The sequence below is a fragment of the Treponema bryantii NK4A124 genome (assembly GCF_000421345.1).
GTDB lineage: Bacteria > Spirochaetota > Spirochaetia > Treponematales > Treponemataceae > Treponema_D > Treponema_D bryantii_B.
In genome coordinates, this window is record NZ_ATWV01000010.1 from 39,048 (window position 1) to 50,881 (window position 11,834).

The window sequence follows — 11,834 nt, forward strand, 5'->3', positions numbered from 1 at the left end:
CCGACTGTCTTTAGTCCCCGACACGTGCGACATGTTCGGGGATTTTTTTTTACTTATACAAAATCCTCTGTTATAATATAAGAATATACAGGAGTTTCTAAAAATCATGGAGTTTTTACGGCTGCATCAGCAGAACATCATGCTTTTTTTAAGCGGCATCTGTTTTGTTCTTGCTATCCTCAGCTTTCTTACAAATACATTAAATAAAAGACGAAGACGGGCACTTGTAATTCTGGAATTTGTAGCCTCCCTGCTTTTGATAATGGACCGCTTTGCCTACCAGTACCGCGGAAACGTTTCTAGCCTCGGCTTCTGGATGGTTCGCATTTCTAACTTTGCAGTTTTCTTTCTTTCCATTGCAATCATCTTTCATTTCAACAGCTTTCTTATAGACCTAATGATTAACGAAGGCCAGCTTAAAAAGGTGCCCCGTCGTTTACGTGCAGTTCAGATTTTATGCGTAGCCGGCGTTTTGATGCTGATTATTTCTCAGTTCACCGGCCTTTATTATACCTTCGATGAATATAACCGCTACCAGCGTTCGCCATATTATCTTTTAAGTTATCTTTTTACCCTTGGCTGTCTTTTACTTCAGCTCGATGTAATTTTTCAATATGCCCACAGAATCAGCAAAACAATCGCTATTCTTCTTATTACCTTTACCCTCTTCCCTCTTCTTGCCGCTATACTTCAGCTTTTCTGTTACGGACTTTCGCTGATAAATATTACCCTCGTTGGTGAAACAATTCTGCTTTTTATGTTCGTTCTGACAGATATGAACAAAACGGTAGATAAGGCTAACAATCTTAAAATTGAGTTTTTGAAGGAAGAACAGAAGACAACCCAGATTATGTTCGAGCAGACCGCAACTGCTCTTGCAAACGCAATAGATGCCAAGGATGAATATACTCATGGTCACTCAATGCGAGTTGCAGAATATTCACATAAAATTGCCGTTCTCGCAGACAAAGATGAAAAGTTCTGCCGCGATATTTACTTTGCAGGACTCCTTCACGATGTAGGAAAAATCGGAATTCCGAATAACATCATCAATAAAAATGGAAAGCTCACAGACGAAGAATTTGCCGAAATCAAAAAACACCCCGTTATCGGAAAACAGATTCTTTCCAGCATTTCAAAATCACCTTATCTTTCAATTGGTGCCAACTCTCACCACGAACGCTTTGACGGCCACGGCTACCCCGAAGGACTCAAGGGCGAAGATATTCCGGAAATTGCCAGAATCATTGCCGTTGCAGATGCTTATGATGCGATGACTTCAAAACGAAGTTACCGCGATCCAATTCCTCAGGATAAGGTTAGAGAAGAAATTGTAAAAGGAATGGGTACTCAATTTGATCCTGCCTTTGCAAAACTTATGCTTCATTTAATCGACCTTGATACAGAGTATGATATGAAAGAGCACGAGGAAGTTAAAGAGCTTGGCGGAAAAGATGTACTCCATTGTGCAGACTTCCGTTCAGAAAAATCAGAGGGCATTCTTCTTACCCGCTCTCCTCTCCTGATAAAGGCCCACAGCCGAAGCGAATACGAGGACGCAGCTGAAAATACTATTCCTTCACTCATTGTTTTTGATTCCCTCGATGCCCGTGTTCACGAAACAGAATCTAAACGAAAAGAAATGCTTTATAATGAATATGCAATCATTCGTTTTGACGGAACAATTACAGAAGGTAGTGCAAGAAAAATCAAAAAAGAAATTATTCCAGCCGAGGCATACAAAGACAATGCACCTTCCCGCAGAGAGATTTTTGCAGAATATAAAAACGGTCTGAACTATGAAATCAATTCTGTAAAATATAAAGACCACGTATTGATAGTTATCACTAACAAATTTCAGATAGTTAGAATTACAATTGCCCTCGAAGACAGTACCCGCTATGCATATCTTTCGCTCACCGGCCAGAACTGCCTTATCAGCAATGTAGAAATTATTAAGTCTGATGTAGAAATCACAAAAGATTATATTCCACGAATTGCCGAAGAAATCAGCTATATTGACGGACCGGAAGGTGACCTGCCTAACATCCAGATTGACGGCTGGCGTTCTGCCTCAACTCAAGGCATTCCTGTAAAAGATAAGATGACCATTACCTTCCACTCAATGAGTCTGCCGACAGCCCGCCTTATCTGGCATTGTCCTTTTATCTGCCTTTTTTATTCTGATGATAAAGAGGTGAACGGCAAAGGCTACCGCGAATTTGTTGTTGTAAGATTAGACGGCGAAAACTGGGAAGAAAATCAACAGGCTAAAAACACAATGCTTATCAGTAAGAATGATGATTTTAACGGCTGGGAGGCCTGGAAGGCTCTGAACAAAGCCGGTATGGACTGTAAAATAGAACTCCAGCGTGAGGGCAACAAGATTACAGTCTTTACCGAAAACAGTGGAATTGCAATAAAGAGTATTACAACTATAAAAGCTGATGCACCGGAGATTTATGTTTCGCTCACCGGTGATCAGGTTGCAATTACAAACATTCACATAAGCTAAGCTACTTGTGCTTTCCGTTTGCCAGGCGAAGAATTCCCTGCATTCTCTTTTCTGACAAAACTCCGTTTGTTATGCTTATAAGGCTTTCAAGCGGATTTTCTTCTATCGCACTGATTGCAATTTTTACAGAAGGATCATCCTTTGATTTTCCCTTCATAGTTGAAAGCATAGCACGGATTATAAAGCGAAGAATCATGCGCACCGCAAAGCTTTCCTTTGCCATGTCGCCAAGATTGTCGGCGGTGGTGAAGGTGCCGCGGTGATGCTGCTCGTAGAAGGTGTTTGTAAAGAAGTCATTGTAGAGGGTGACGTCCGGGCTGTAAGCATCTGCAGCCTGTCCAGCCAGGTCTCCCTCGCTCACTTCAACTTCTTTTTCCAGCTGGATTTTCTTAACAGAAGAAGCAGCCATAACTTTGTAAGTTCCTACTAACGGAACAAAGTTGTGAGCAGAAGTATCGTATGACTTAAAAGCATTTTCGTCGAGCTCAACACTTACACGCTTTGTTTCGCCCGGCTCAAGCTCCACTTTTTCAAAGCCGCGTAGCTCAGGATATTCAGCCCCAGCCCTCTGAATATAAACCTGAGCCGCTTCTGCACCCTTTACTGTACCGGTGTTCTTAATATCAAAAGAAACCCGGCGGGCAGCTGCATCAACTTCAAGATTAGAATATTCAAAAGTAGTATAGCTGAGCCCAAAACCAAACTCGTAGCGCACAGGAATCTTTTTTGCTTCGTAGTAGCGGTAGCCCACAAGGCAGCCTTCCTTGTATTCAATGTTGTCATCCTCACCGCCAAAGTTTCCGTAGCATGGAGTGTCCTTTTCTGAGAAAGGGAAAGTCTCGGCAAGCTTTCCGCTTGGGTTTACGTTTCCGCTCAAAAGCTGGGCACAGGCTTCGCCACAAGCCTCGCCGCAAAGATACATGTGAAGCACAGCGCGAACCTTGTCTGCAAAGTAAATATCAATCGGGGCGCCGCTAAAGGTTACGGCAATTACCTCAGCCCCTGTCTCAAGAATCTGGTCAAGCAGCTTTGTTTGAACCTGAGGCAGGGCAATAGTTTCGCGATCAAAGCCTTCGCCCTCAAACTCCTCTGTAAGGCCACAGAAGAAAAGCAGAGGCACTTTTTCGCTTGCCGCCTTTTTCGCAAGCTCCAGAGCCTGGGCGTATCCTTTTTCACTGACGTTGCCAAGATCTGTCGGGTAGCCTTCTGCATAATCAATTTCATAACCAAGGGCCTTAAGACTTTCCAGCGCACTCGGATATTCAGCCGCATTAATATGACTTGAACCGCCGCCCTGAAATTTCATTGTGGCAGCAAGGCCTCCAATCACAGCAAGCTTTGTCTTTGGCGCAAGCGGAAGAGCCCCATCGTTTTTCAAAAGAACGGCCGAGCTTGTCGCAAATCGTAGAGCCGCCTTATGGTGAGCCACAAAATCAATTTTAGAATTATCTGCCTTCTGCCTGTGGCCGCCATTCCATTTTTTGGCCGCTTCCACAACAAGACTGTTAGCTTCGTCTAACTTATCACGAAGTACAGAATCCTCATCATAAACAGCCGAAAGCTGGTGAGAAAAATATCCGTTGGAATCAGGCATGGCAAGAGACATTCCGGCCTTAAGACAGTTTGCCGCACCAATGCAGGCACCCCAGTCAGAAATCACCATTCCCTTAAAGCCCCATTTTTTTCTGAGGACTTCTGTTAGCAAAAACTTACTGGCAGCCGCATACTCGCCGTTTACCTTGTTGTACGAAACCATAATGCTGGCCGGCTGAGCCTTGCGAACAGCAATTTCAAAAGGACGCAGGTATATTTCCGAAAGAGTTTTTTCGTCTACGATAGAGTTAGAGGTCTGGCGGCGTTTTTCCTGATTGTTACAGGTAAAGTGCTTGAGCGAAGTACCAATTCCAAGAGCCTGCATACCGTTTATGTAACTGGCCGCAAGAGTTCCCGCAAGGTAAGGGTCTTCAGAAAAATATTCAAAGTTACGGCCGCACAAAGGAGAACGCTTAATGTTTGTACCAGGACCAAGAACAAGATCCACCTCCTGGCACTGAGCTTCCTCCGCAATCGATTTTCCCTCTTCGCTTAAAAGAGCCTTGTCCCAGCTGGCAGCCATACAGCTCGAAGTCGGAAAACAGGTAGCAAGCCGGCTGCGGTTTATATCAGCATAGGCCTCAGTCTCCTGCACAGCATCCTGCTTACGAAGCCCGTGCGGTCCGTCACTCATAGTAAAAGAAGGCAGCCTTCCGCCGGCATCAAAAGAGTTCCAGTTACCCACCCCATTGAAAAGCCGTATTTTTTCATCCTTAGTCAGTTTTTCTAAATCAGCATTCATAAATATCCTCAAATAAAATAATTCAGATAATTATAAATTAGTTTTAGTAAAAGACCAAATAGTTTATCGATTTATATAATTATTATTTGTCACCAAAAAGGGCTTCGGCGTCTTCGGTTTCCATTACAGAAACTTTTGTTGTAACAACAGGCTTTTCATCGTTCTTGTTTGCGTAGAGCTCGCAGATGTAGCGGTAAACATGATTTTCCTCGTCGCGGAAATCTTCTACAGCCTTCATCTGAATTGTTGTGTTGTTTTTGAGGTAGCCTACATCAGCCTTAAATTCCATTACACTGAGGATAAAGCCCGGAAGAGGTTTGCGGCCCTTGATAGTATTTGTGATTCCTGTAAGAGCCGAAATACACTGAGCCATAAACTCAAAGCCAGCCCAACTTGGAACGCCGTCAAACTCCGGCTCGTAAAAAATGCAGTTTTCTGTAATATCGTATTCACTTGTGATTGTATGATTATTTACATCGTGCTGTGTAACGCGTGAGAGCAGAAACATTTTTCCCTTGTGAGGAAGATAGTTGATAAGCTCGTCGTGTTCGATAAGTTGTTGGATTTCCATAAATTATTGTTCTCCTTATATTCCTAATACTAAACAGGCGTTAGCACCGCCAAAGGCAAAAGAATTTGAAAGGCAGACTTTGAGTTCTCCGCCTGTGCCGGCGGCCTCATCCTCGCCGTCCACGCCGGATTTTCCGTCCACTATGTTAAGGGCCGGAAGCTCCTCGTCTCGTTCGCCATCCCACACCTGTACAGGTAATTTGATATTTTTCTTTCCTTTATTTTCCACCAGGGCCTTCCAGCAGATTGCTGCCTCGAGAGCTGCCGCCGCACCAAGGGTGTGACCGGTGATTGGCTTTGTTGTGGAAACTGGAACCGAAGCTGCGTGAGCGCCGCCGGCTTCTCCGGCCTCGCGGGCTTCGCCGAAAATTGCCGCCACGGCCTTTGCTTCCATGCTGTCGTTAAACTTTGTTCCTGTTCCGTGCAGGTTGATGTAGCCGACGTCGCTGGTGGCAAGGCCGGCATTTTCCAGAGCCCGGCGGATTGCCTTTTCGGCGCCCGCCCCTGTCGGGTCCGGTGAAGTCATGTGATATGCGTCGGCACTTTCGCCCCAGCCTAGGAGGCGTACGGTGGTGGTACTGGTGGTTTCGATACGCCCGCCTTGCGGGCACTCAACCACCGAAAGAGGCTCCTTCGTCAAAACAAAAAAGGCAGCGCCGTCCCCCAGAGTAATTCCGTGTCTGTTTTTACTGAACGGGTTTGTGATTTCTGAAGAAACCGCCTCGAGCGCAGAAAAACCTATCAGTGTTGTATCAGAAGCAATATCAATTCCGCCAACGAGTGCCGCATCAGCTACGCCGCCCATAATCATTTCGGCTGCCTTTATGATTGCACCTGCACTGGAAGAACAGGCGGTCGCAAAAGTAATTGCCGGGCCTGTTAGTCCAAACTTTTCTGCAACAAAAGTTGAAACGTAATCTGCACCCTGGATTTCCAGAGAGTAGTCGGCAGGAAATTCTCCGTCTGAAAAATATTTTCTGTGACCGGCCAGTGAAAACTCCGTTCCATTATCGCAGGAGCCGATGCAGACTGCAACTCGGTCTGCACCATACTTATCGCGAACTGCTGCAATATCATCAGCTATCTGCTCAAGGGCTGCATTTTCAATCCGCATAATCTTCATATCATAACGGGCACCACTTGGTTTTAAGTTAGCCTCATCTACTCTAGCTGCAAAATATTCTTCGCCGTTGCAGGCTTTTACTTTTTTGATATTGTCCTGTCTGCCAGTAGTTACAGCATCCCAAAGCTGGTCAATATTGTTGCCGGCACAGCTCATAACTCCTGGCTTTGAAAGATATAAATTCATTCTATTCCTCAAGCTTCGTCAGACTATATTCATAGCCGCGAAGATAATTTTTGATTTTGACAGTATCTTTTTTTATTACGATTTCTTCTATCAGTTTTTTACCATCTTTAATTAAACGAGTTTCACTCACCCCTGCTGCCTGAATTTCATCACTGCCATTCCAAACTTCAAACTCCAGACCGGCATTTTCATAATTTTCTCTGAGTGCTGCTTTCTCATAAAATGCATTTTGAATATCGCAGATTATATATTCCCCGGGAAGATTTTTTGGAAAATAGGCCGAATCAAAAATCACCTTGTCGCCGTCATAAAAAACATTGCCCATATCTGTGCCAAAATCATTCATCAGAGAAAGACTGATTCCCTGAGCATCAATCTGACTGTAAGACATAAGCGAAAAACTGCTGTTGCCAAAACTACCGTTCAGTAGTTGGAGTCCTTCAAAAACTCCACCCGCTGCGGCAGGCTGCAGAAGATTTACTTTTTTTGTGTTTGTAACATAAACGGAACGGAGTTTTGCAGAAGTCTTATTTCCATCAGCCACTTTTTTTGTTGAGGCACAGGAAACCAGAAAAAGAGAAAGGATAATTATTATAAATGTGGTTTCGTGTTTCGACAAGCTCAACACTCGTCTGCTTCGCAGGCACTCAACCACCGGTCTTGCTTTTTTCATCATCTATTTTTCCCAGTAAACCGGCAGAAAGTAAATTATCATTGTGTATAATTCAAGACGGCCTGCAAGCATTGCAAAGCTATACCAGTATTTTACAAAATCAGGAAGGAAGCCGAAATTTTCTGCAGGCCCAAGAAGACCATAACCCGGACCAATATTTCCGACCATGCTGAGGGCTCCGGTAAAGCTTGACCACACATCAAGATTTCCAAGGCAACCTACAAAAGTGGTAATCAATACCAGGGCAAAATACACAACCATAAAAGCCGCAACGTTGAAAACAATATCCTTGCGGCCAGGGCGTCCGTTCAAGCGGATTGCAAAAACTCCGTGCGGATGCAGCATCTTGCGGGTTTCGTTCTGAACCTGTTTTCCAAGAACCAGCCAGCGGATTACTTTAACACCACCCGAGGTTGAGCCCGAACATCCGCCTATAAAGAAAGTAACAAAAAGCAGGAACTGAGTTGCAGCCGGCCACTTCATAAAGTCTGCGGTAGAAAAACCGGTTGTGGTCATAAGAGAAACAACCTGGAAGGAGCTGTAGCGAAGACTGTCGCCAAAATTGCCGTAAAAATTTTTGAGAGAAATTGTAACTGCAACAATAAGGGCCGCAACAATTGCAAGGTAGGCTTTAAACTCAGAGTTGCTTGTGATGTCGCTGAACTTTCTTGTGAAAATATAAAAGTAAAGACTGAAGTTGATTCCGGCCAGGAACATAAAAATCATTATGATTACGTCAATTGCAACAGAATTGTAGGCACCGATTGAGCTGTTGCGTGTAGAAAATCCGCCTGTTCCCAAAGTTGCAAAGGCGTGAGAAAGGGCGTCGGTAAAAGTCATGCCCGCAAGCTTGAGTGCGATTGTTTCTGCAGCGGTAAAACCAAGGTAAATGAGCCAGAGGATTTTTGCAGTAGTTGTGATGCGGGCAGTTACTTTTCCCTTTTCAGGGCCGGTGGTTTCTGCCTTAATCAGCTGAAAGCCGCCCACCCCCAGCAGAGGCATAAGGGCCACGGTGAGGGTAACGATTCCCATACCGCCGATCCAGTGGGTAAGACAGCGAAGCATGTTGATTGATTTTGGAAGGCTTTCTATTTCGGATAAAATAGTTGAACCGGTTGTAGAAAATCCGCTGACACTTTCAAAAAGGGCATCGACAAAGCGGGGAATGCTTTTGCTGGCATACATTGGAATGGCGCCCATAAAGCTGATTACCACCCAGGAAAGGGCAACAATCAAAAAGGTCTGCCGGGTATTCATTGTGATTTTGAATTTTCGTGTTGGTATGTTTACTGCAGTCACAAAAACAAAGCTTGCAAGCATTGGGATTATAAAGGAAAGATAAACCGAACTTTCACCGTAATAAAATGCAAAGCCAAGCGGAATCGCAAAAAGTGCGCCGGTTATTGCAAGGAGAATGGAAGATATTTTTAAGAATGATATTATGAACAAAGTTTACTCTCCGCTGCCAAAATATGCTAAAACCTTCTTACTGTTCTCAGCAACTGTAATAAGAACTATATGATCACCCGCAGTAATGCGTGTGTTTCCATTTACAATCTGATACTGGTCGGTGCCTGATTTTTTATCCAGCAGAACAAGGAAGGTTCCCGGATTTGAAATCTCCTTGAGCTCCTTGCCGCTGACTTTAGAATCAGAAGTAACTTCACATTCAACAATTTCCAGCTGACCGTTTGTTACGGTGTGAATCTCTTTTACAGACTTTCCGCGCAGGTGACTCATGATGGAATCAACTACAGCGTCGCGGAGAGGAACCGGTACGTCGATTCCAAGTTTTCGTGAAATCTCTGCAAAGGCCGAACTGCCTACAAGGCTCACTGTCTGCTTTACTCCCAACGATTCGAGGTAAGCTGCAAGCACCATGTTCATCTCATGATTATGTGTTGTACAAATTGCAAGATCAAAGTTTACAATTCCTTCATCTCGGAGGAAGTTTTCATCTGTTGCATCCGCCCTCATTACCCGCGCATCCGGAAACTTTTCCGAGGCGGCTTTTGTGAGCTCATCATTGCTGTCGATAATCACAAAATCAAAATTGCGGCGAGCCTTAAGATTTGTAAAGAGGCGGGCAATTCCGCTGGCCTTCTGAGCACTGCCCATCAGCTTTTCAGCAACAATGGTTCCAATGCGGCCGGCGCCAATCATACAAACCTTGCGGAGCTCCTTCTGCTCGGCGCCGCAAAGCTCAACCAGTTTTGCAATATCATCTTTTGAAACAAGAACTCCGATTATTGTGTCGGCTTCGAGCTTTGTGTCGCCGGAAGGCAGCATGGTCTCGCCGTTCTGTTCAATATAGGCTACCAGGAATTTTACATCAGTTTTGCTGCGAAGTTCCTTGAGAAGGGCGCCGTCAAACTGGCTGCCTGCTGCAACTGTGATACGGGCAATCTCAAGATCAGAATTATCAAAAGTGATTACATTTCCAACCGCGCCGTTTTCTACTGCCTGTACAATTGCATCTGCTGCCTCAACATCCGGGTGAATCATATAGTTGATTCCATAAAGCGGACGGTGTTTGCCGGCAAAGGTGTTTGAATGCTTTTTTTCTGCCTTGGCTGTGTTTACGTAATAAGCGTAATTTCGAACGCGGGCAATTTTCAAAATATCAGGATATACCGCATCAACAAGTGAGCAGGTAATCATATTAACTTCATCAGAAGAGGTAACGCAGACAAGGGCATCGGCTTTTGCAATTCCAAGCTCCTCCAGCGTTTCGAGGTTGTTTCCATCTGCACACATAACTGTACAATCCAGTTGATTTGAAGCATGGCGGATTGTATTTTCGTCGTTATCTACAACAGCAACCTGATTTTTTTCATTAATCAAAAGTTTGGCAAGCTGGATTCCTGTGAACCCTGCGCCTACAATAACTATTCTCATACTTCCATTATACTATGAAATCAGGAATTTAGGGAATCTATGAAATTTATGATGTCCTGCCGGGTAGCGGCGTGAAGGAAGTCTTCAAAGATAGGACTCGGGATGTGCGGCTCATAGGCAAGATCGCGGAACCAGGTGCACTGAATTGCCTGCATGCCAAGCTCGCGGGCAGCTTGAAGTTCGTGGGAACCGCCGTCGCCAACGTAGAGGCATTCTTGGGGTGTGACGTTCAGGGATTGTACGGCCCGCTTGTAGATCTCGGGGTCCGGCTTTGAAATGCCCTGTTCGTAGGAAATCATGGCTGCGTCAAAAAGGGGATAGAGCGGAGATGAAAGAATCATGTCGCGCTCGTCGGAAAAGGTGTTTGTGATGAGGCCAGTCTTGAGGCCTTTTGCGCGGAGGGTTTGCAGAAACCAGAGTGACTCAGGCGGGATGGCGCCGAAGGTGTCGCCCAGGGCTTCGCGGCGCTTGCGACAAACAAGCTGGACATTTTCCGGGGACCAGGCGCCCAGGTTTTTGAGAGTTATTGTCAGGCCCTCTTCCATGGAATATTTTCCAAGTGTGCGGTCTTTTTCTGTTTCGTGCCAGCATTTGCGAAAGGCTTCCATTGGCTGATTGAGATCCGCAGCTATGTGCTCACTGAAATAGGTTCGTCCCGTAAAGAGTGTTACGAGCGTTTCAAACATATCGAAAATTACGGCTTTAATCATTTTGTTTTCCTGCTGCCAGTGACTGTGCTGGCTGCCCCCTGCTATCTGTATTTTATAAAATAATAGACAACATAAACCCAGCCCAAAGCGCCGTGAACAATTGCCCAGCCAATTGATTTCCAGGTCACAAAGCTGATTACCATTGCGAGCGCAGAGCCAAAAGAAATCCCCTTCTCCACAGAGCGTTTTACAATCTTTCTTGAGCCGTCCGGGCGTTCTTCAATTTCTTCTATAATTTCATTTCCCATAAAGCTTGAGCCTCCTTTGAGTTTTTGTCTTAATTTGTTGATTTATTATAGCATGAAGTTTTGGTAACAAAATTAAAGACGTTCATGAATCGTAAAAAATCGTGCACGAAATGCTGTCCCCCCGAGCCCCCTTTCATGCAGATTAATTTTCCTCTTCGCTACATATCCACTGGTGCATGCCGGGCCCAAAATCTTCGTTGGGTCGCTCGATAAAGCCAAACTTTTTATAAAAGCCTTCTTTACCTTTGGCGGCCTGGAGATTCACCATTATGCGCCAGCCAGGTTTGAGTTTACTTTTGATATAATTCATTGCGTAGTTCATAAGTTCACGGCCAATTCCCTTTCCTTGGAAATCCGGCCGAACAATTACATCTGCAATATAAACTACATAACCGTGATCCCATAAAAGTCTTACAAGACCAATTACTTTTCCATCTTTTCGGAAAGTGCATATATGGGTAGTATGTTCAAGGCCTGCCTTTGCCTGCTCAAGAGGAAAGCCACCCCAGCCAACCAAAGCGCGCATTTCCAAGTACTCTTCTGGTGTAATTGTATTTGTGATTTCGTATTCCATAT

10 protein-coding genes are annotated in these 11,834 nt (G+C 44.8%); 1 reads left to right on the top strand and 9 read right to left on the bottom strand.

Annotation, left to right across the window (positions count from 1 at the left end; all coding sequences use genetic code 11):
* Positions 1-106 precede the first annotated feature (106 nt).
* Positions 107-2,515 (top strand): HD domain-containing phosphohydrolase, encoded by a 2,409-nt coding sequence (locus G626_RS0110780; RefSeq protein WP_022932796.1) that lies wholly within the window; start codon positions 107-109, stop codon positions 2,513-2,515.
* Position 2,516: 1 nt separating this feature from the next.
* Here the strand turns inward: G626_RS0110780 and G626_RS16355 are convergent, their stop codons facing one another.
* The 9 genes from G626_RS16355 to G626_RS0110825 form a co-directional block, all read right to left on the bottom strand.
* Positions 2,517-4,850, bottom strand: coding sequence for a glycoside hydrolase family 3 C-terminal domain-containing protein (locus G626_RS16355; RefSeq protein ID WP_022932797.1), 2,334 nt, complete (start codon positions 4,848-4,850; stop codon positions 2,517-2,519).
* Between the two features lie 82 nt (positions 4,851-4,932).
* Positions 4,933-5,421, bottom strand: coding sequence for a hypothetical protein (locus tag G626_RS0110790; RefSeq protein WP_022932798.1), 489 nt, complete (start codon positions 5,419-5,421; stop codon positions 4,933-4,935).
* A 15-nt stretch (positions 5,422-5,436) separates the two neighbouring features.
* Positions 5,437-6,729 (bottom strand): beta-ketoacyl synthase N-terminal-like domain-containing protein, encoded by a 1,293-nt coding sequence (locus G626_RS0110795; RefSeq protein ID WP_022932799.1) that lies wholly within the window; start codon positions 6,727-6,729, stop codon positions 5,437-5,439.
* 1 nt (position 6,730) lies between these two features.
* On the bottom strand, positions 6,731-7,405 hold the full coding sequence (locus G626_RS0110800) for a DUF3261 domain-containing protein (RefSeq protein WP_022932800.1): 675 nt from the start codon (positions 7,403-7,405) through the stop codon (positions 6,731-6,733).
* Positions 7,406-8,851: a TrkH family potassium uptake protein gene (locus G626_RS0110805; RefSeq protein WP_022932801.1), complete on the bottom strand. Its 1,446-nt coding sequence runs from the start codon at positions 8,849-8,851 to the stop codon at positions 7,406-7,408.
* Positions 8,852-8,854: 3 nt separating this feature from the next.
* Positions 8,855-10,300, bottom strand: a complete 1,446-nt coding sequence (locus tag G626_RS0110810; protein WP_022932802.1) for an NAD-binding protein — start codon at positions 10,298-10,300, stop codon at positions 8,855-8,857.
* A 20-nt stretch (positions 10,301-10,320) separates the two neighbouring features.
* Positions 10,321-11,010, bottom strand: a complete 690-nt coding sequence (locus tag G626_RS0110815) for an HAD family hydrolase (RefSeq protein WP_022932803.1) — start codon at positions 11,008-11,010, stop codon at positions 10,321-10,323.
* A 41-nt stretch (positions 11,011-11,051) separates the two neighbouring features.
* Entirely contained in the window at positions 11,052-11,258 is a 207-nt protein-coding gene (locus G626_RS0110820) for a hypothetical protein (protein WP_022932804.1), read from the bottom strand.
* Between the two features lie 142 nt (positions 11,259-11,400).
* The gene (locus G626_RS0110825; protein ID WP_022932805.1) at positions 11,401-11,832 is read right to left on the bottom strand and encodes a GNAT family N-acetyltransferase; all 432 of its coding nucleotides are present in this window, start codon (positions 11,830-11,832) and stop codon (positions 11,401-11,403) included.
* Positions 11,833-11,834 lie beyond the last annotated feature (2 nt).

Excerpts from the sequence above, each read along its gene's own strand:
- G626_RS0110815 (WP_022932803.1), bottom strand. The coding sequence starts at position 11,010 with ATGATTAAAGCCGTAATTTTCGATATGTTTGAAACGCTCGTAACACTC.
- G626_RS0110790 (WP_022932798.1), bottom strand. The coding sequence starts at position 5,421 with ATGGAAATCCAACAACTTATCGAACACGACGAGCTTATCAACTATCTT.
- G626_RS0110820 (WP_022932804.1), bottom strand. The coding sequence starts at position 11,258 with ATGGGAAATGAAATTATAGAAGAAATTGAAGAACGCCCGGACGGCTCA.
- G626_RS0110795 (WP_022932799.1), bottom strand. The coding sequence starts at position 6,729 with ATGAATTTATATCTTTCAAAGCCAGGAGTTATGAGCTGTGCCGGCAAC.
- G626_RS0110780 (WP_022932796.1), top strand. The coding sequence starts at position 107 with ATGGAGTTTTTACGGCTGCATCAGCAGAACATCATGCTTTTTTTAAGC.
- G626_RS16355 (WP_022932797.1), bottom strand. The coding sequence starts at position 4,850 with ATGAATGCTGATTTAGAAAAACTGACTAAGGATGAAAAAATACGGCTT.
- G626_RS0110810 (WP_022932802.1), bottom strand. The coding sequence starts at position 10,300 with ATGAGAATAGTTATTGTAGGCGCAGGGTTCACAGGAATCCAGCTTGCC.
- G626_RS0110800 (WP_022932800.1), bottom strand. The coding sequence starts at position 7,405 with ATGATGAAAAAAGCAAGACCGGTGGTTGAGTGCCTGCGAAGCAGACGA.
- G626_RS0110825 (WP_022932805.1), bottom strand. The coding sequence starts at position 11,832 with ATGGAATACGAAATCACAAATACAATTACACCAGAAGAGTACTTGGAA.